This is a genomic window from Helicobacter sp. MIT 05-5294, from assembly GCF_000765675.1.
Classification (GTDB): Bacteria; Campylobacterota; Campylobacteria; order Campylobacterales; family Helicobacteraceae; genus Helicobacter_D.
Window position 1 is genome coordinate 19,972 of sequence record NZ_JRPA02000006.1, and the last position, 20,453, is coordinate 40,424.

21 protein-coding genes are annotated in these 20,453 nt (G+C 36.9%); 12 read left to right on the forward strand and 9 right to left on the reverse strand.

The features are described 5' to 3' along the window. Window positions 1-13: 13 nt before the first annotated feature. From LS69_RS04270 to LS69_RS04285, 5 genes are all read right to left on the reverse strand, one after another. Window positions 14-436: an AlwI family type II restriction endonuclease gene (locus tag LS69_RS04270; protein ID WP_138122487.1), complete on the reverse strand. Its 423-nt coding sequence runs from the start codon at window positions 434-436 to the stop codon at window positions 14-16. A 20-nt stretch (window positions 437-456) separates the two neighbouring features. Continuing rightward, the gene (locus tag LS69_RS10365) at window positions 457-621 is read right to left on the reverse strand and encodes a hypothetical protein (protein ID WP_194145404.1); all 165 of its coding nucleotides are present in this window, start codon (window positions 619-621) and stop codon (window positions 457-459) included. Window positions 622-737: 116 nt separating this feature from the next. After that, complete coding sequence (locus tag LS69_RS04275) at window positions 738-2,603, reverse strand: AlwI family type II restriction endonuclease (RefSeq protein ID WP_138122489.1); 1,866 nt, start codon at window positions 2,601-2,603, stop codon at window positions 738-740. A 13-nt stretch (window positions 2,604-2,616) separates the two neighbouring features. After that, complete coding sequence (locus tag LS69_RS04280; protein ID WP_138122491.1) at window positions 2,617-3,546, reverse strand: Dam family site-specific DNA-(adenine-N6)-methyltransferase; 930 nt, start codon at window positions 3,544-3,546, stop codon at window positions 2,617-2,619. Beyond that, window positions 3,534-4,574, reverse strand: coding sequence for a DNA adenine methylase (locus LS69_RS04285; protein WP_138122493.1), 1,041 nt, complete (start codon window positions 4,572-4,574; stop codon window positions 3,534-3,536). Before LS69_RS04285 ends, LS69_RS04280 begins: the two co-directional genes overlap by 13 nt. Window positions 4,575-4,738: 164 nt before the next feature. Between LS69_RS04285 and LS69_RS04290 the strand changes: the two genes are divergently transcribed. The 4 genes from LS69_RS04290 (at window position 4,739) to LS69_RS04305 (ending at window position 6,910) form a co-directional block, all read left to right on the forward strand. Then, on the forward strand, window positions 4,739-5,572 hold the full coding sequence (locus tag LS69_RS04290) for a PhzF family phenazine biosynthesis protein (protein WP_138122495.1): 834 nt from the start codon (window positions 4,739-4,741) through the stop codon (window positions 5,570-5,572). Between the two features lie 21 nt (window positions 5,573-5,593). After that, entirely contained in the window at window positions 5,594-6,058 is a 465-nt protein-coding gene (locus LS69_RS04295) for a MerR family transcriptional regulator (protein ID WP_138122497.1), read from the forward strand. Continuing rightward, window positions 6,048-6,581, forward strand: coding sequence for a carboxymuconolactone decarboxylase family protein (locus LS69_RS04300; protein ID WP_138122499.1), 534 nt, complete (start codon window positions 6,048-6,050; stop codon window positions 6,579-6,581). The genes LS69_RS04295 and LS69_RS04300 overlap by 11 nt, the downstream gene beginning before the upstream one ends. 143 nt (window positions 6,582-6,724) lie before the next feature. Beyond that, complete coding sequence (locus tag LS69_RS04305) at window positions 6,725-6,910, forward strand: hypothetical protein (RefSeq protein WP_138122501.1); 186 nt, start codon at window positions 6,725-6,727, stop codon at window positions 6,908-6,910. A 327-nt stretch (window positions 6,911-7,237) separates the two neighbouring features. Here LS69_RS04305 and LS69_RS04310 read toward each other — a convergent pair whose 3' ends face one another. From LS69_RS04310 to LS69_RS04320, 3 genes are read right to left on the reverse strand one after another with little or no spacing between them, the layout of a single operon-like run. Next, window positions 7,238-7,873, reverse strand: coding sequence for a hypothetical protein (locus LS69_RS04310; RefSeq protein ID WP_138122503.1), 636 nt, complete (start codon window positions 7,871-7,873; stop codon window positions 7,238-7,240). 59 nt (window positions 7,874-7,932) lie between these two features. Next, entirely contained in the window at window positions 7,933-8,130 is a 198-nt protein-coding gene (locus LS69_RS04315; protein ID WP_138122505.1) for a hypothetical protein, read from the reverse strand. 41 nt (window positions 8,131-8,171) lie between these two features. Next, a complete protein-coding gene (locus LS69_RS04320; RefSeq protein ID WP_138122507.1) occupies window positions 8,172-9,566 on the reverse strand; it encodes an alanine/glycine:cation symporter family protein in 1,395 nt (464 codons plus the stop codon). 159 nt (window positions 9,567-9,725) lie between these two features. Here LS69_RS04320 and LS69_RS04325 point away from each other — a divergent pair, with 159 nt between their 5' ends. The 8 genes from LS69_RS04325 (at window position 9,726) to LS69_RS11065 (ending at window position 18,851) form a co-directional block, all read left to right on the forward strand. Next, window positions 9,726-10,823 carry an SDR family oxidoreductase gene (locus LS69_RS04325; RefSeq protein ID WP_194145405.1) on the forward strand — a complete coding sequence of 366 codons (1,098 nt, stop codon included), beginning with the start codon at window positions 9,726-9,728 and terminating at the stop codon, window positions 10,821-10,823. A 95-nt stretch (window positions 10,824-10,918) separates the two neighbouring features. Continuing rightward, entirely contained in the window at window positions 10,919-11,836 is a 918-nt protein-coding gene (locus LS69_RS04330) for an arginase family protein (protein ID WP_138122511.1), read from the forward strand. A 193-nt stretch (window positions 11,837-12,029) separates the two neighbouring features. Next, entirely contained in the window at window positions 12,030-12,464 is a 435-nt protein-coding gene (locus LS69_RS04335; RefSeq protein ID WP_138122513.1) for a multidrug efflux SMR transporter, read from the forward strand. After that, entirely contained in the window at window positions 12,461-12,778 is a 318-nt protein-coding gene (locus LS69_RS04340) for a multidrug efflux SMR transporter (protein ID WP_138122515.1), read from the forward strand. The genes LS69_RS04335 and LS69_RS04340 overlap by 4 nt, the downstream gene beginning before the upstream one ends. Window positions 12,779-12,923: 145 nt before the next feature. Continuing rightward, window positions 12,924-16,520 (forward strand): Eco57I restriction-modification methylase domain-containing protein, encoded by a 3,597-nt coding sequence (locus LS69_RS04345; RefSeq protein WP_138122517.1) that lies wholly within the window; start codon window positions 12,924-12,926, stop codon window positions 16,518-16,520. Between the two features lie 2 nt (window positions 16,521-16,522). Further along, window positions 16,523-17,713, forward strand: coding sequence for a hypothetical protein (locus LS69_RS04350; protein ID WP_138122519.1), 1,191 nt, complete (start codon window positions 16,523-16,525; stop codon window positions 17,711-17,713). 71 nt (window positions 17,714-17,784) lie between these two features. Continuing rightward, on the forward strand, window positions 17,785-18,168 hold the full coding sequence (locus LS69_RS04355; protein WP_138122521.1) for an MmcQ/YjbR family DNA-binding protein: 384 nt from the start codon (window positions 17,785-17,787) through the stop codon (window positions 18,166-18,168). Between the two features lie 119 nt (window positions 18,169-18,287). Then, the gene (locus LS69_RS11065) at window positions 18,288-18,851 is read left to right on the forward strand and encodes a CatB-related O-acetyltransferase (protein ID WP_342747943.1); all 564 of its coding nucleotides are present in this window, start codon (window positions 18,288-18,290) and stop codon (window positions 18,849-18,851) included. An 11-nt stretch (window positions 18,852-18,862) separates the two neighbouring features. Here the strand turns inward: LS69_RS11065 and LS69_RS04365 are convergent, their stop codons facing one another. Then, window positions 18,863-20,398, reverse strand: coding sequence for a hypothetical protein (locus tag LS69_RS04365; RefSeq protein ID WP_138122525.1), 1,536 nt, complete (start codon window positions 20,396-20,398; stop codon window positions 18,863-18,865). Between the last annotated feature and the right edge of the window lie 55 nt (window positions 20,399-20,453).

Consider the following 20,453-nt stretch of genomic DNA (forward strand, 5'->3'; position numbering starts at 1 on the left):
GACAAAACCTCTATCAATCCCTTAAAGCCTCATCTACAAATAAACCTTTTTGGGAAGCGCAACTTGATTTAGCAATAAACTCTAAAATATCAAAATTTCTAATCTCTAAGCCCTCTTTAAATTTGATAAACTCTACATAAACCTTAGAATCTTCAAAAATCTTTGGAGCAATAAAAAGTGCAAAATAGAGCGATTGTGAAGCTTGATTTTGATTAGATTCTATAAGATTTTTTAAATGTCTCGTGATTGGCAAAAGCTCATTATTAACTTGTCCTCTTCCACAAATAAGGCTCACTTCTATGATAGATTGACTTTTAGAATCCTTGCAGATAATGTCACGTTGATTACCGCTCGCATGGCATTTTGGTAGCCCTTCATCATCAATACTATAATTGGGCAAAACCTCTAAAGTATTAAAATTAAAATCGCCAACCATAGTCAGAAAATTCTAAAGTATTATGGCTTTTTTTGTTTGTATTCCCAATAAACATTATAGATTCTATCTAGCAATTTTTCAGCTTTATTTGAATATTCCAAATCTAGCTGATCTTCAAAGACTAAATCCTCAATCTGTTCAACAAGGCTTTGTGAATCCTGCATTGCCTCTTCAACATAAAGCAAGCAATCTTCTCCTTGCTTCTCAAGTTCTTGAATAAAGCCAACAATTTTTGCATAATTCAAGTGTAAAAACCTAAAATATTCTGTGATAGGCATCAGAATCTAATCTTTTTCATTATTTAAGATTTCGTATTGATAATCTTGGTTTTAATTTCTGTTTGATACCATTTGCTTCCCCATAGTTCATTGTGCGCAAGAGCCTTATAGAATCGTGGCAACAAAGACTGATAGGTAAGATTGGATTCTAAAATTGTGATTAAATCTTGTGTGCTAAGAGGTAAAATTTTCATTCCTCTAATATGTGATACTTCATTTTCAAAATAGCAGTTAAGACGACTTCTGAAATCATTCAAAACATTTTTATCCAAATAAGGAGCGATAAAGATTCCATAACTTTGTTCTCGCATTTGAGGATTCAAACCAAGCAACAAATTGCCCAAATGCCTTGAAACACTTTCCATTTCTGCTCTGCGTTGATTTGTCTTTTCTGTAAGTGTAACCTCTATCATGAGGGTATGATTATCATAAAAATAAATAAAATCTGCATTCCCACCAACTGCATGAGATTTTGGCAATAAATTAGAATCAAGGCTCAAACCAGCCTCTAGAATTCTTTCAACTCTGTTGTCGTCAATGTAATACCAAGCGATTGCGATAATATATTCAAAAATTGTAGGAATTAATGCCTGTGCTGTCGTTTTTTCACGAATTTTATCATCATTTTTTCTATCGCTAAAAAGCCTTAAAATTTCAATAGTTTTTTCTCTTGTAAAATGCGTTTGTAGAAGTTCCATTAATTTAATTTTATCTAAATTTTGTTTGTAATTTTTTAAATCTTGGGGTTTTTGAATGCCCAGATCTTGCAAATATTGTTTAAGTTCTTTATCGCCAAAATATTCGCTCAAAAGGTCTCGAGAAATTGGACTTTGCTTGATTTTTTCTAAAATCTCATTAGATTTTGAATGCTTTAAAATCACTGAAAACATTGTATTGAGGCTAACTCTATCGTTATGAAATTCAAAAATACCTGTCAAATTTAAATACCTACGATTCAGGTCTAAATAGTCATTAAGATTTGCAAAAATCCTTGAAGTGAAAATAAATTTAAAAAATCTTTTTCCAAATTCTTCCAAACTTCCATCACAAAACCTAATTAAATCTTTTATTTTATCTTCTTTCTTATTTTGTTTGGTAAGATGTGGTAAATAGAGTCTTTTAAATTCTAAATAATCACTAGAAGTAATAAATTTATCTAAAAATTGTGGATTTTTAGAATCTCTAAAAGGTAAAAATATTTCTTTTAACACTTTAATAATTGCTAGTGCTGTTTTTTCTCCTTTGGCTGTTTTGAAGTAACCAATCTGCAAAGCATTGTTACTTAAATCACTTAAAAAAGATTCTAACTCTAAATAGCGTAAATCATTATGCAAAATTGTTGGGATTAATGTATTGTTTTTAATGCACTCAATAAAAAGAGTGGCACTTTTAAAATTATTTACAAGTGGCAAAAATCTAAAAATTTCAATATTCAAATCACCATTAAAAGCTTTAAAAACCTCTAAATATTTACTCAACAAAGAATTATTGCTATTTAGCGTAGTCTTTAAGAAAAATAGAGAAATCAAATCAATTTGTAAAAAAATATTGTTGATTTTATAAGCTTGATTTTTTATAAGTCCTAGTAGTTCATAACCTTGTGTTGTAATTTGCTTTTGTCGGCGATTAATGAGATTATAATCCTCTAGCGGAGCAGATTTTACCCTTGCATCTTTTGTCCCTAAATCCGCAGTTTTATGTTTTGATTCCAAGAGATTATGCTGCTCTAAGAGTTCTAAATATTTTAATTGTAATTCAGAATTATTACTCCAAGTATCTTTTTCATCAGCATTTTTAAAAAGCTCCTCAAACAAAATGAGTTGCGTTTCAAAATTATAGAGCAAATTTTGAACCCTTAAGCTTGTATTGCCAAAATAATCATAGGTCATCTATTTTATCCTCCTAATAATTTGTAATCAATACTTCTTTAGATAGGGATTGTTTGGTTTGATAATTGCAGTTTTTATAATGAAAATCTAAAAAATGGAGATGGAAACTAGAGTATTTATCTAGCCAATCTTTTAAAATCCTATGTTCTTTTCCTTTATGAAAAATAACATTTGATAAAGCAAAACGAATTTTTTTAGCATTTAGTATATTCAAAAATTCCAATAAATCTAACTCATCTTGTAAAGTCCAAGCGTTGTTCTCATTATATGGAGCAGTAGCTAGAAAATAGGGTGGGTCAATATAAACAAAACTTTTAGAATCCAAAAATCCTATATCAAATCTCCTGAAATCGTAGCTTGAAATTTTTACATTCTTACTTTGTAGATTTATTATAAAATATTTTAACTTTTCTTGCATATTCTTATTAAAATCTCGTTTTCCGCAAGGCAAATTAAAGTCCCCATTAGAATTAAATCTTATTTGATTATTAAATGCAAAAACAATTAAAACAAATAAATCAAAACTGCCCCTTTTTTTATTATAATGATTCCGCAAGGCTAAATATTTCTCTTTATTGTAGCTCGATAAACCCTTTTGACTATCACATTGATAAAACTTATAGCCAAATTGTGCACTATTGGATAATCCAAAAGTGTGGATAATATCCCAAATAATATTAAAGCTTTGCTGTAAATCGCAGGATTGTAAAGATTGATAAAATTTTATTAATTCTACTAAAGAATCATTAAGGATAATATCTTGAGCCTTTATATTAATACCCACATTTGCTCCTCCACAAAATAAATCTAAAGCGATACTAATATCTTTTGGGAAAAGTGGCATTATTTGGTTTAGTAGCTTATATTTCCCACCAATATAATTAAGGGGACTTGCAATCAATTTTTCTTGGTATAAATAGCCAACTTGCTCTATATTTGACATAGAAAAACCCTTTCTTTGTGGTTTTTAAAGCTACTTTTACCACTACTAAAAGCTTTATAATCAAATTCATAAAGACTGATTTTCCCTACGGGTTCTAAAATGTCTTTGATTTCTTTGTCTTTTAATCGCACATTGCTTCTAACATTTGCATTACAAGTATTATTATAAGTAACTACCAATACTTTGCTTACCTTTGCGAGATTCTCTATCAAATCCTTAAACGCCTCTTTGGCTTCAACTTTGCAATATCTGCTAATGTTTTGTGGCTGCGGCTTAAGGGCAACTCCATAAAGCTTTGGCTTAGTATTTGTAGCCAAAGTTTCAAGCAGATGATAGAATCGTGAATATTGCCTTGAATTATAAGGAGGGTCAATAAAAGCAATGTCTATATGCTCTTTTTGTCCTACAAACTCCTTTGCTAAAGCATTGGAATCTTCTTTATAAATCTCTATCTTTGCATTGCTTTTGATTGGCTCAATCAGTTCATATATAAATCTATCTTGCAAAGAGATATTTTTGCGGTATGCATCATAATGCCCCACCGTGTTTGCAATTCTATCGCTACTATAAAGCAAGCTTGCCAAAAGCACATAAAATTCTTTTTGGCTGATTTGCCTACTCTGTAAAAGCTTATCTAACTGCTCTCGTATTTCACCAATGATAAGTGCGTCATTATGGCTAAAAAACTTCCCTCCGAAATGCTCTGAATAATAGTTTTGTTCTAAAGTTTTAGAATCTAAATGCTGGAAATAAGCTTGAATCTCTTTAAGCTTATCAATATTAAAACAATCTTGTGCAAAAAAAGCTTGATAAATGGCAAAATTAGAATCTAAAAAATCATTCATCACAAACCGCCCAAATTGAGGCTTTTCCATAAAATATTCACTCACCACACCTGTACCAGCAAAAACATCAAAAAAGCTAAGGTTATGCGCTTTTGAATAATCAAAACTTTCCCTAATCACCACATCAATTTGTTTCAAAAGCCTTGTTTTTGCCCCTGTATAGCGGCGATTTGCAAGCCTCAAACACTCCTCCTCTTAAAAGATGTGCAATTATACAACAACTCAATGATAATTTTATAAATTATCCTCTCCCTAGCGCAGATTCTCTCGCGCCCTCTTGACAAACACCTAGTGGTATGCTTTATAATGCTAAAATATCAATACAATTTGAACTCAAGGAGACCCTTATGCAATGTTATGTGATTGACGCATTTAGCGACAAAATCTTTGGCGGCAACCCCGCTGCTGTATGCGTCTGTGAGCGGTGGCTTGATGATGCTTTGCTGCAAAAGATTGCGAGCGAACACAACCTCTCTGAAACCGCGTTTTGCATGCCGCAACCCAAAAGTGCAACCTACCAATTGCGCTGGTTCACCCCTGCGGGTGAAGTCGATCTTTGCGGACACGCAACCCTTGCGACAGGATTTGTCGTTATGAACTTTATCGATTCTGCCGCGCAACAAGTCGCGTTTGAGAGCAAAAGCGGAATCTTGCAAGTGCGCAAAATGGGCGATAAATACGAGATTGATTTGCCAAGCTTTGCGCTTCAAAAGCTTGAGCTTACAAAAGAGCGCACAGAGCAGATTTATGCCGCGATTGGCTTTGCGCCTATCGAAGCCTATTTGGGGCGCGATTTGGTTTGTGTGCTAGAAAACGAGCAACAAGTGCGCGATTGCACACCCGATATGTCAAAGGTGCTAGAGCTCGAGGGTGTGCTGTGCCATATCACCGCGCGCGGGGATTCTATAAAGTCAGAATCCGCGCAAGGTTTATTAAATTTTGATTGTGTCAGCCGCAGCTTTGCGCCCAAACACGGGGTGAGCGAAGACCCGGTGTGTGGCTCGGGGCATTGTCATCTTGTCCCGCTTTGGAGCAAAAAGCTTGGCAAGGCGCAGATTTTAGCGTATCAAGCAAGCAAACGTGGGGGCGTCTTAGAGTGTCGCGACAATGGTGCGCGGGTGAGCCTTGCGGGGAACGCAGTGCTGTATTCAACCAACACAATTGCGCTTGAAAATGCGTAAATTAACCTAAAAAGAGGCAATATGACTTATACGATTATCGAAGTAGAACGCAAAAGTGGCATTAGCTCGCGCAAGATTCGCTTTTGGCTCGATAAGGGGCTGTTTCCGCATTTGTATAAAGATAAAAATGGCGTAAGATATTTTAGCGAAAAAGACATCGATTGGCTTTGTTGGGTCAATCTCTATCGTGCGCTTGGAATGAGTATCAAAGATATTCAGCATTATAAAAATCTTTGCGACAAAGGCGAAAGCACTCTTGAAGAGCGGCTAAAAATTATTCAAGCACAAAAGGCAAAAAATCTTGCCGAAATTGTAAATTTGCAAGTCGCAATTGCGATGCTTGAATATAAAGAACAGCTTTATATCGAGCTTACCAGCAAAGGTAAGACAAAATATAAACCCCGAAGCTTTCGCGAATGTAAAGAGATTTTAGACAAAGAGGTTAGGCAAAAGCTAAACCAAGAAAAGGAAAAAGATGAAAAATAAAACTTGCGATAACCAAAGACGCACGATGCTTAAAGATTCTCTCACTCTTGCAGGTGGGTTAGGAATCTTTGGAGCATTTGGCGCAGAAGCCCTCGCGCAAACACCCCAAAAAACCACCCAAAAACAAGGAGAAAAAATGCTCACACGATTTGAAAAAGGAATGCAACAATTGCAAAAGATTGATGGAGAAGCGGGGCAAAAAGTTATCGATTCTCTCGCACCTATCGCGCCCGATTTGGGTAAATATATTGTCGAATTTGCCTTTGGTGATATTTATACGCGCGGTGAGCTTGACTTAAAAGAGCGCGAACTGATTACGCTTGCGAGCCTGCTCACAGCGGGTGGGTGCGAAGCACAGCTTGGGGTGCATATCAACGCAGCGTTAAATGTAGGCATTGCACCCGCAAAAATTATTGAAAGTTTTATGCAGTGCGTTCCCTACACCGGATTTCCAAAAGTGCTAAACGCGGTGTTTGTTGCGAAAAAGATTTTTGAGACAAAGGGGCTTTCTGCGCTGACATAAAAACATAAAAATCTTATAAGTTAGAATCTGATAGATTCCCTAACAATGGGGATATGTCAAAGAAAGGCTTTTAGGCACTTGATATTCCTCTCCCCCGCTATGGGTATCTGTCTCCTTTGGAATGAAAAGGAATCGCATGAAAAATGTGTATTTATGCTGTGGCAGTGATAAATACGAGCTTAGGGTGGATTGATTGCACAATGGCGACAAATTTTGAGCAAGAAAATCTTGCAAAACCTAGCATTCTGGGCAGTGAACAAAATAGCCATTTTGTTGCAATGCTTAGAAATGGTTTTTTGAGTGCGGATTCCAATAAGAGAAACTTATAAATAATGACTTGTATTTAGGCGAAATTAGCAAAGATGAGTTTATATAAATAAAGACAAAGCCATTGCAAAAATACAAGAAAATTATGAGATTCCCATACAAATGATTTGCGAGATTAAGCCTTTGGAATATTTCAATCTCATTCATCAAATCCCCACCCAATAAGACAATGTTGGATATTTTTATTTTTTGGGCAATAATAAGTGTGATAAAAATTAAATCCTTGCCTGTTTTCTTTTTTGCATTTTTGTTTAATAAGGTTTATTTCATCATAGGAATTTTTATAAATTACCTCGTTAAAATCAAATTGTTGGAATCTCTTTCTGCCCTTACCATATTTCTTTTCGTATAGTCTCAAATACTGCCTCCCAAGTCTCAAAACTTCCAAATATCAAACAAATTCCTCTATGTCTATCTCTATAATGCCCCCAAGCAGAAGAGTTGGTTGCTTCCTCCATAAAACAAGCTACATAACTTTCTGGATACAGGAGTTTTTCTAAGCTTTGCATATAAAAATCTACGCATTCAAAAAAGATGAAATCTTGATTGGCAAAAGATTGATTCGTGTTCCTAATCATAGTCCAATGCGAAGAATATTTTAGAGTCCTAGTGAAATTAAATATTGCTTCCAAATCGCTCTTATTTTGTTTTAGCGCGGATTCTTCAATAACATCTATCGTTTGAATGCTGCTATCAAGGATTTGGGTATTGCTTATGCTTTGAGATATGATTTTTCTTGCAAAGCCTTGTCTAGTGTAATGTTTTTGTATGATTGCAAGAGCGAAATAATGAATTATTTTTAAGTATAGCAAAAATTCATCTCTGCTAATTGCAATACTTCGTGCGAAAAATTTATCAATCAATTTTTCGCTTACTTTGATAAAATCTTGATAAATTCTATCAAATAGATGCTTATACATTGAGGCAGAAAAATCTTCTGCTTCGGTATACGGTGGTATTGCCATTTTGCAATTTAATTTTTCTCCCCACAAAGCATAAACTCTGCAAACTTATTCTAAGCACTTCAAGTAATGTCAAAAAGATTTTTCCAAACAATTTTATCACCCTTAAAAACAAGATTTCTAAAACCTTCCATGGGATCGCTTAACTCATCAAGAGGAGCGAAATAAATCTCTTGATTCTCTAATTCTTTGTATTCAAAAATACTTTTCAGACTCCGCAAACGATAGAACATTTTTTCGCTGTTTTCTCTATTATTCACTTATTAGCTTAAAATAATGGCAAACGCATCAAAATAAAATTCTACCAACACTGCGTGTTTTTTATCCCCACATCTTCGGCTTTAAAGGCTGGATTCTTACCCTCTTTGCGCTGTTTTTCATAATCTTTTAGCACTTTTAGTGCGATATGCCCTAAGAGCAAAATTGCGATGATATTAACCAACGCCATAATCCCCATAATCACATCGGCTAAATCCCATGCAAGTCCTAAACTAAGCTGCGCACCAATGAAAACCATCACAACAGCACTTACTCTAAAAATTTGCAAGGCGATTTTGCTATCCGTGATAAATTTGAAATTAATTTCGGCATAAAAATAATTCCCAATCAGCGAAGTAAAGGCAAAAAGCACAATTGCTACACTCACAAAATACAAGCCAATATCTCCTAAGTGTCCTTGCATCACCTTTTGCATAAGCGGCATTCCTGCTAATCCACCTAAATCCTCACCGCTACATAGCACGATAAAGGCACTTGCCGAGCAGATAATCAGCGTATCAATAAACACAGAAAGCGTTTGCACCATTCCTTGTTTAGCAGGGTGGCTTGTATGTGCAGTAGCTGCAGCATTTGGTGCGCTACCCATACCTGCTTCATTAGAATACAATCCGCGTTTAATCCCTATGACTATCGCACTTCCTGCAAATCCCCCAAAAATCGCTTCAAAATCAAAAGCCTTCGCAAAAATGTCAGCAAAAATGCTAGGAATGCTCCCAAGATTCAAAGCGACAATGATAAATGCGACAATCAAATAGCCAAAAGCCATAATCGGCACAAGAACAGAAGTGATTTTCGCCGAAGCCTTATTACTCCCAAAGAAAAATGGAGCGCATAAAAGCGCGAGTAGGATTCCGATATAAATCGTAACTTGCCCATTATGATAAGCCTCACTCCCGACAAAAATCTCAAAGCTAGAAGTCAGCGTATAAGCTTGCAAACCATTAAAGCCATAGGTGAAACACAAAATCAGCGAAATCGCAAACACAATCCCAAATGCCCGAGAGCCTAAAGCGCTTTGGATATAATACGCAGGACCGCCTTTGTAGCCGCTTCCGTCTTTTCGCTTATACACTTGCGCAAGTGTGCTTTCGATAAATGCACTTGCTCCACCCAAAATCGCCGTTACCCACATCCAAAAGAGCGCACCCGCCCCTCCACTACCAATCGCCACTGCAACACCTACGATATTGCCAATCCCTACGCGAGACGCGGTAGAAATCATCAACGCACCAAAGGGAGAGATATGCTCTTTATGGCTTTTCTCCATTAAGACAGAAAATGCAGAGGGCAGAAAGCAAAGCTGGATAAACCCTGTGCGAATCGTAAAGTAAAGCCCACAGAGCAACAGCGCAAAAACCAAACAATAAGTATAAAGAAAAGTGCTTGATAGATTAATCAAGTCAGTTAGCAATTCCATAAGATTCCCCTTGTATCGTTCAGATAAACAATTATACCCTAACTCTATGCAATTCTGCACCTTTAGCATTTGTATTATTAGTCTGCTAACCTCATCTCTTGACAAACACCTAGTGGAATGCTTTATAATGCCCAATGTGATTTTACGCAAAGGAGAACTATGGACAAATACAGGCGAAAGATTCTCAAAAACAGCGCGATTTTTGGCGTTGCAGGAGGGTTAGCGAGCGTTTCTACTATCTTAGGATTACAAGGTTGCGATAGCAATTCTACCAAAAATTCAGACACAAAAGACACAGCAAAGAACGCAAACAGCGCGGATTCTAAGCTTATAACAAAAGGAGAAATGATGAACACAAATCCACAAGTTTGGTATATCACCGGTGCGAGCGGCGGTTTGGGGCTAGAGCTTGCAAAATATCTTATCAGCAAAGGCGATAAAGTCGCGGCGACATCGCGCAAAATGGGCAATATCACCGCAAAGCTTGGAGTTGAAAGCGAGAGCTTTTTGCCCCTAGAGTTGCGCTTTGATGGTGATTTGAACGCACAGATTGCACAAAACCTTAACGCGGTGCAACAAAAGTTTGGGCGGCTTGATAATGTCGTAAATAACGCTGGGTATGGGCTTTTGGGCTTTGTCGAAGAAACGAGCGAAAAGCAGCTAAGAGAACAATTCGAGGTCAATGTCTTTGCGCCATTTCTTGTCGCACAAAATGCGCTAAAGATTTTGCGCCCCCAAAGCCTCGCAGAGGGCGGTAACGCGGAGAACATAAAAGCGAGAATCTTTAACCTTAGCTCAATCGCTGGATTTAGGGTCAGCAATAATTCTACACCCTATTGTATGAGCAAATTTGCGATAAGCGCGCTAAGCGAGGGGCTTTTGCTCGATGTGGGCGAGTATGGAATCCACACTATTAATGTGATGCCCGCAGGTTTTCGCACCGAGTTTTTGGGCGCGAGTATGGTAAAAAGCGATTTAGAGATAAGCGCGTATGACGCAAGACGCAAGGCATTTGAGCAAAGAAGTGCGCAATATAGCGGCAAACAAGCGGGCGACCCGCAAAAATTTGCGCAGATTCTCTACCAAGTTTCGCGCGACCCTAAGCCACCTTTTAGCTTATTTATGGGCGATGCAGCGTTTAAGAGCGCAGAGAACAAAATCGCGTGGGTGCAAAGCGACATCGCCGCGACACAAGCTTACGCAGGTGCGGCAGCAGACTTTGCAGACGCGGGCAACAGCGCGTTTGACAAACGCTAGCTTGCCCACAGCCCCATTTGGCTTGCCCCGCGCGTTTAAAGCCTCTTAAAGCTTGCGTGGGTTGAATTGTGTTATAATGATAAAAAGGAAACGCGATGCAACCCTCACAAACTCTGCCACGCACAGATTCTCCCACACTTCGGCTGCTCTACCCCCAATGGCAAGGGGGCGATGTCGCGAGCTGGTTTAAAGACCTAAGCCCAAAAGAAGCTGCACAGGGCTATGTTTTGGGCGCGCAGATTCTGAATTTGCTTGTGAATAGCATTGCCCCAAGCGCGAACACTGCTGTCGTGAATATTGAGAAAGATTTTATGCTTGATAGCGCGGGGCAAAGGGTGGCACAAGAGGGAATTATCGACAAAGCCCCGCTGTTGCGCCAAACCAAAGCCGCGTTTGAGATTCTCAAAGCCCGCAAACCCGCAAAGATTCTGACACTTGGTGGCGAATGCGCGGTGAGCGTGCCGAGCTTTTGCTATCTTGCAAGCCTCTATGATGATGTCGCGCTTGTTTGGATTGACGCACACCCCGACATTGGGTTGCCAAACGATGATTTTTATCAGGGTTACCACGCAATGGCTGTGAGTGCGATTATTGGGCAAGGGGGGTTGCAAGAAACCTTTGGCTTGCCAAGTCGGTTAGAATCGAGCAAAGTTTTGCTTGTTGGGCTGCATTCAGACGAGGCAAGGCATTATGCGCCGCGCCAAAAAGAGTTTGGGCTAGCAAGCCTCGCGCCAAATGATGTCGCAAAGGATTCGAGCAAGATTTTGGGCTGGCTTGCAAAAAGCGGGGCAAAAAGGGTGATGATTCATCTTGATTTAGATGTGCTTGATGCGCGCGAGCTTTATGTCGCTGTGGGCAACACAGGGCAAATGAGCCTTGAGCAGGTTATGCGCGTCATCAATGATATTGCGGCACAATATGAGGTTGTGGGGCTGACAATCGCTGAACATTTGCCAAAAGCGCATATTAAGCTTAGAAGATTGCTTGAGAATCTGCCGCTGGTGAAAGAATGATACACTCACGCTTTTGGTTGCGCCATTGCGGCTATGGCTTTAATACTCGTTTAATCCTCGCGTTTTATTGCTATGCTTTTGTTATCAATTTCATACTCCGCACCTATTCTTATCTTGTTCTTCTTTGATTCTACTTTTGTGCAAACTTTATTCGATAGGTTTCCTATCATTATTCTATTTCTAAGGATTGATAATGCAAAGTTCAAATGTTTCTCATATCTCAAACAATCTTGCTTGGGTGCTTGTCATCGCGGGTGGAATCGTAGAATGCTTTTGGGCAAGCGGGCTAAAATATGCCGATAATCTCTTGCTTTATACCCTTACAGGAATCGGGATTCTTTTCTCGTTTGTGTGTATGGTTTTGGCGGTAAAGAGCAAACTTGAAATTGGCGTGGTGTATAGTGTCTTTGTAGGAATTGGCACGGTGGGTATCGCGCTTGCTGAAATTGTGGTGTTTGGCGAGCCGTTTTCGCTGCTCAAAATTGGGCTGATTGTGCTGCTGCTTATTGGTGTGATAGGGCTAAAACTCTCTACCAACAAAGAAGAAAACGCACAAGAACAGGCTTTGGCAGAAGGCTTTGCCAAAGATTTGGGGCTTGATGAAATTGTACAAAAGGAGAGTAAATGAGTTGGGTTTATCTCTTTTTGGCGGGCTGTATGGAAGTTTTGGGTGTGATGACGATGAAAAAGTATTCTTTAAGCGGCGCAAAGATTTTCTTGCTTGGAATCTTTGTGCAATTTGCGATTAGCTTTAGCTTTCTCTCGCTTGCAATGCAAGAAATCGCTATGGCAACAGCCTATGCAATCTGGACAGGCATTGGCGCAGCGGGCGGCGTGGCGGTGAGCATTCTATTTTTTGGCGAGAGCAAGAGCCTTAAAAAACTCTTTTTTATCGCGCTGATTATCATTGCGGTTGTGGGGCTAAAGCTTGTTGCGCATTAGATTTTTGATGAATAGTCGTGTGAAATGGATTTTGTTGAGCGAGTGCCTTGTGGAGTGTGGAGAATTCGTGCCAACTGCCATGTTTAAGGGGCTTCAAAGTGTGCGTGAGATAGAATCTTTTGCAAAAACAAAATGAGAGGGAGACATGCGTTATTTCCATATCAGCTTGCAAGACTTCGCGTCTGCATACCACTCCCTCTCTCCCGAACAAGAAATGCTTGACGCATTCTCGTTGAGCCTTAGGAATTATTTAGCAAAAATTGCAGATTCTAAAGTTTCTAAAGAATCTCAAGAAGAGTTTGAAAAAAATCTTTTGAGAGATTTTCTTAAAGAAAATTTTGATTATGATTGCAACACAAAAGGCAAGATTGATTTAGCAATTTATGACGATTCTAGCCCTAAGGTTATCTTTGAGGTCAAAAGCAGTAGCAATGCTCAAGAATTTGTAAAAGATTCTACAAGCCTAGAATCTAAAGCCTTTTATGAATCAATCCTCTATTATTTGCGTGAAAACATCATCAATGGTAATAATAACATTACGCATATTATCTTAAGTAATGCCAAAGATTTTTATCTGATTGACGCGAATGAATATCTTGTATTTGCCAAAGACAAAGCGATTTTAAAAGCCTTTAAAAATTGCCAAAACAAAGAGGGCAACGACCCAAGCACCGCGAAGTTTTATGATGAGATTGCAAAGATTTTGCCTAAATTGGACACTACATTGCATTATACCCATTTTAGGCTTGATAAGACGCTTTTAGAATCTACAAGTTCTCTCCCCCTGCTCTATCAAATCTTAAGTCCGCAAGTATTGCTCAAACGCAAAAACTATCTTGATGCGAACACCCTTAATCAAAATTTCTATAACGAGCTGCTGCATATTTTGGGATTAGAAGAAACCACACAACATAGCAAAGTGATGATACAACCAAGCTTAACTTCCAATACGCTTTTAGATTCTCTATGCGCTGCATTTGAGCTTGACAGAGATAAAGACTTTGAAGCAATTTTTTCATTACTGATGACTTGGAATAATCGAATCTTGTTTTTACGCCTTTTAGAATCTATGTTGCTTAGCTTTGAACATATTGAAAAGCCATTTTTAGACATCGATTCACTCCCAAGTTTTCAAATGCTCAACACGCTCTTTTTTGATGTCTTAGCAAAGTTAGAGGACAAAAGAGATAGAGAGATTCCGCAAGCCCTTGCAAATATCCCCTATCTTAACTCAAGCCTTTTTGACAAAACACCACTTGAGATTGAGGGCAAAGAAATCAAGCTCTTAGATTCGAAACCCTTAAAACTCTATGCAGATTCAATTCTTTATAAAGACAAAAACTTTTGCACGCACCTCAAGCTTGATGTGCAAACTAAAGATTCCACCTTGCCACTCTTAGAATATTTCTTTGCCTTTCTCCACGCATATAACTTCACCACCACAGCAAAAGATATTCAAAACTATACCAAAACAAATTATGACAAGCTAATAAACTCTGCGGTTCTTGGACTTGTCTTTGAAAAGCTCAATGGTTATAAAGAGGGGAGCTTCTACACCCCTAGCTTTATCACGCGCTATATGTGCAGACAGAGCTTAGAAAAAGTCGTGTTGCAAAAGTTTAATGAATGCAAAAATTGGGATTGTCAAAATCTTGAAGAACTTAAAACAAGATTAGATAAGCTCACAGATTCTAAAGAGGGCTACAAAGAAGCAAATATAATCTTTGATAGTATCAAGCTCTGCGACCCTGCTGTGGGTAGCGGGCATTTTCTTGTCTCTGCACTCAATGAAATGATTGCCCTTAAATTTGAGCTTAGAATCTTATGTGATGAAAACAACGAGCGATTAAAAGATATTGACTTAAAAGTTATCAATGATGAAATTGTGATTAGGGATTCTGCAAATACCCTCTTTGCCTATACTTTGCCAAAGCACGAAAATATTGAAGCGCACAAAATCCAAAAAGCATTATTCTCTGCTAAACGCAAACTCATTGAATCCTGTCTTTTTGGTGTAGATATTAACTCAAACTCTTGCGAGATTACCAAGCTTCGCCTTTGGATTGAGCTACTCAAATATAGCTATTACAAAGATATTCCGAATAAAAGGCTAGAGACTTTGCCCAATATTGATATTAATATCAAATGTGGGAATAGCTTGATTTCACGCTTTAACCTTAGCGATTCTCTTAAAACTATACCTAATATCAATGCACAAATCAAAAAATACAAACAACTTGTGTTTGATTATAAAAATGCCGACCAAGCAATTATTAAGATTTCCAAAGATGAAATCGAATCCCAAATTGAAGCAATCAAACGAAGTTTTACGCTCACACTCAAAGACCCAAAAACCAAGAAAGAGCTTGAAAAAGCAATAAAATCCCACATTGAACAATTCAATGATTATTTGCTTGACGACTCAAGCTTGTTAGATGGGCTTAATTCCTTGCAATTCAATGTTTTTGGCACACCAAATTTAAATGAAGAGGAGGAGGCAAAAGCTTTTGAATCTTATGGCAAAATCCAAGCTTTACGCAAAAAGCTTGATTTAACCCTAAGTGGCATAGAATACAAAAATGCCTTTGAATGGCGATTTGCCTTTCCTGAAGTGCTAGATTCTAATGGTGACTTTTTGGGCTTTGATTTGGTGATTGGGAATCCGCCGTATATTAGCACTTTAGACTTGGTGAAATCAAATGCTCAAAACAAAAATATTTATAAACAGAAATATCCAAGTATCAAGGGGTGCTATGATGTTTATGTTTTATTTGTATTATTGGGATTAAAGATTAGAGCACAAAATGGTGTTTTTTGTTGGATAATTCCTAATAAATTCCTTATTGCACAATACGCACAAGAAACATTAAAAAACCTTATAGAAAACAAATTTTTGGGGTATTCTGTTGACGTTTCAAGGGTAAAAGTATTTGAAAGGGCTTCAGTTTATCCTATAATAATATGGGGGCATAAAAATTTAGACTTTTCAAAATACTACATTGAAGCACAAGAAGATTTAGCATTAGGCAACTTGCAACAATTGAAAACTCTTAATTTTAATAAATATAAAACCCTTAAAGAAATTGGTTTGAAAATTCAATCTGGATTAGCTGGATTTCAAGCACATTCTATAATCGAATTTTTAGGTGAAAATAAGTCTAAAAATAGCATTCCTTTTGCTGTTAGTGGTTGTATTGATAGATATGAAATTAATACCAATGAAGTTAAGTATATGAAAAAAATCTATAAACATCCTCGCATTATTCCCAATAAAATAATTTCAAAAGAAAAATGGAAATTTTGGTGTAATGAGAAAATTATTATTGCTGGAATGACCAAGAAGTTAGAATCTTTTTATGCAAAAGAACCTTTAGCTATTGGAGTAGGTGTGTATGCTATTTACGATTACGCAGGTTTTAGCCCTTTGTTGATTTTAGGAATTTTAAATAGCAAATTTATGAATTATGCTTTTATTAATATGTTTGCAGATAAACATTTAGCTGGAGGATACTTAGCTATTAATAAAAATAATTTAGAAATTTTACCTTTCCCCACAATCACAAAACAAAACCAAAAAATCGTGAATAAAATCATTGCTTTCGTTGAGGAGATTCTTAAGCTTAAAGCAAAAGATTCCACAACCAACACAAATGAACTAGAAACCCAAATTGATTCTTTGGTGTATCAGCTTTACAATCTCACAGATGATGAGATAAAAATCATAGAGAATAAGGAGAAATAACTATGGAAGAGCTAACGCAAGAACAAAAAAATTTATTTGATAAATTCATTAAAACTTTCAAAGATAAGCAAAGCGTAATTAATTTACAAACACTCTTTAGTCTAATTGAAGAGAATAAAATTCAAGATGTTGTAAATAAAATAAATGAAATTAATCAAGCTTATAATGGTAATAAAGAAAAAGAATTGATGTCTATTAAAGAAATAAGAGAGGATATGGAATTATCTCAAAAAGATATAGATGAGGTTTATTGGCAGATTTTTAAACAAAATGAAAAAGGAGAAAATGAAAGTCAAGCGTTGATTGATATTCAAAAAGCACATAAACAAGCAAAGACAATGCAGGAAAGTTACCAAAGATTTTATGATACAAACGATTCGCAAGGGAATACTACGCAAGGCATTATCACTAAATTGCAAGAAGCTTGCCAACAAATTGAACAAAATAAAGACAAGATAGCCCAATTACAAAATTTTTATACAGAAGTCTTTGAAGGAATTACTGAAAATGGAAAAGTCGCTAAACAACCCTTAAATGAGATACTGAATAGTCATATTTCTCAATTAAAGACATTATTTTTAGAGAAAAAGGAAGAGTTGGAGCAACTTAAAGAAGAAAAAGATAAAGAATTGACTAATTTATATGAAAGCAAAGAAGAGGAAATCAATCAACTTTTGCCTAGTGCTACTTCAGCTGGATTAGCAGTGGCATATAAAAATGAAAAAGAAGAAATCAAAAAAAGCATTTCTTGGTGGAATAAGATATTTGTTGGTTCTATCGTAGCTTTTATTGGAGTTTTTGCATTATATTTTTATCTTGCATTTCAAGAGAATTTCACTTACATAAGTTTTTTAAAGTCTCTTCCATTTTGGGTTTTTAGTGGATTTTTTACTTTTTATTCCACAAAACAAATTGCGGAATATAAAAGAATGGCAAGTGAATATGCTTATAAAGAAAGACTAAATGAAACATATACAGGCTACAAAACACAAATTGAGAGTATGGAAGATGAAGTATTAAAGAAAAAGCTTGCAGAAATTATACTTGATTCTGCAATGCTCAATCCTAGTGATAAAATATATTCTAAAGGCGAAATACCAAGTGTATCTCTTATTGAAAAAATAATTGATACATTGCCAGTGGATAAGCTTACCAAGATTCAAGAAATAATTAATAATAGGCTAAAAAAATAATAAAAGAGATTTCATAAAATCCCAAAGAATGAACCTTATTTAGGTTTTGGGTTTTAAGTTTTGGAGGGTTGATGAAACAAGTTTTTATGAGCAAAAATGCACAGAATCTTTGCGCGTTTGCAAAAGAAAAATATGGTGATGGGTTAGAATTTTTGTGGCAAAAGTTTCCAAAAAATGCGGTTTTGCGCAAGAAAAAAACCAAAAAATGGTATGCGGCTTTTTGTGTGGTGAGCAAAGCGCAGCTTGGTTTGGGAGACTTTAAAGAAGAATGCGTTGAGATTGTGAATCTTAAGCTTGACCCGCAAGATGTTTTGGCTTTTATCGATAACCAAAAGTGTTTTAAGGCTTATCATATGAACGAAAAACATTGGATTAGTATTTTGCTTAGTGGCAATGACACGCTCGAATTTGAGCAAATGTGTAGATTCTTAGAGCAAAGCTATGCGCTTGCGTGATTTAAATATGGCAAAAACTGCATTAAATGAAAGGAGCAAAGTTGCAAAACCAAACTTTACCTAATCCCAATAATCCTTTTCCGATAGTTGGGAACAAAAATCTTATCTATGCCAAACCAATGATTAAAAACCCAAATATCATCGTGGGCGATTTTACTTATATTGCCGATAGCGATTTTGAAAGTCATGTGAGTCATCATTATGATTTTGTGGGCGATAAACTCATTATTGGTAAATTTTGCCAAATCGCAGCGGGGGTGGAGTTTATTATGAATGGTGCAAATCATCAAATGAATGCGGTTTCGACTTTTCCATTTTATATTTTAGGCTGGGAGGCACAAGCACCCAAGCCCGCAGATTTGCCGCTAAGAGGCGATACGATAATCGGTAACGATGTGTGGATTGGGCAAAATGCGGTGATACTGCCGGGTGTGCAAATCGGCGATGGTGCGATAATTGGCGCAAATAGTGTCGTGGGGAGCGATGTCGCGCCTTATGCTGTCGTGGTGGGGAATCCTGCAAGGCTCATTAAAAAGCGATTTGACGAGGAGCTTATCGCAATGCTACTAAAGCTTAAATGGTGGGATAAAAGTATCGCCGAAATTAACGCGCTGATTCCGATTCTCACTAATGGGAATCTTGGATTTGTAAAAAGGGAGATAGAAAGATTGCTTAAAGATTAAATCTATTCTTCTTACTCTAAAGATTCTCGCTCTATTTGGCTTTTGTGAATGTAGCCAATAACTGCTTTTTTAGCATCATCGACATTGGGAGGAAAATACAGCACTTTAAGCCATTGTGAGTGCGATTCGCCAAGATTCCATAATAGATAACCATCCCCTAGCTCTATGCGTCTTAGAATCTTGCCATTAGGGCTTTCTCGTAGATTCACATAAGAATCCTTGCTTGTGAGATGTATTCGCATATCATATTCTATGGGATCTGCATATTTTTCCCTACCATATAACTTTTCTTTTGTAGGCTTTATAATCTTCATATTTTTTACTTGCATAGAATGCCCAAAACTACAAGCCGAGAAATCCGCACGAAAATAATCCCCCGCTTCTATCTCTGCCCTCAATGCAATCTCTCCCGCAAGATTATCTTTAAACCATTGCGGGATATAGGGTTCTAAAGCCTTATAATGTTTCATATTTGGTTGTAAATCAAGATTAAATCCATGCTGCAAAAAACTAGGCAATTCTTTAGAATCTGGTTCAAACTCAATCCATTCTACATCAATAGTATCACATGCTCCTACACTATAATCCCTAATAACCTTTAGTGTCCCTGTAAGTTTCAGAGGCATTTTAAGTTTATAATCACACACACTCTCCGCTTCACTATCAAGGCATTCATAAATGGGCAAACTTTGCCCTGTTAGCTCATCGATTTCTTTTTCTTCGCTAAGATAAAGAGGCTCAAAATACTTTTGGGCAAATGCCATTTCTTTTTGGCAGATTGGCTCTGCTTGGGCTAAAAGAACATTTCTTTCTTCCAAAGGAATATCACTATAGGCAGCAGATTTCAAATCACTTGCACAATTTTGAGTAAGAAACTCATACCAAGACTTCCTTTCTTCTTCCCAATCGTATTTCTCGGGTTGCTGTCTATAATAGCGCGACACTTTATACAGCCACTGATTTTCAGCGGTCTCACAATCCCGAAACCCACAATGCGTTTTAATAAGACTCTTAAGTTTCTCTACTAAGTCATAATCGCTCTCACTCAAACTCTCCAGAGCGTCCATCTTGCGATTGATAAAATCAATAAGAGACTGATTTTTATCGGCAAAATAATCTTTATATGCTTTTGCATAATCATAATATTGTTCCCACTCTATAAAATTCTCATACCGTCGATTACTACCAGTATGTAAGCGCTTCATTGTTTTCTCTATAGGTCTGCTATAAACTTGAGCTTTATTAGGATTGCTCTTAAGCTCATCGAGATAAGCTTGGATAGCTCGCTTGTCTTTTCGTGTGAGCTTTAATTTTGGTAAATCTTCTTTGCCAAGCCGATGAATTATCTCCTGCATTTGCGTGTTGAGTTTTAGGAGATTCTCATCGGTGATTTCTTCCAAAGGGACAATGAGCTTATTTTTAGAATCCGCATTTATTTGAGTTGTTTGCTGTGCTTGTGGGGAATCTGTCTTCGTGTCTTTTTGCCTTTCAGAGGCATTCAAGCATAATGCGAAACAAATCCCAAAAATCATTAGATGAACTTTCATTTGCACCCTTTTAAAGCTAGGATATAGGCTTAGAATCCAATCTTAATTATAACAC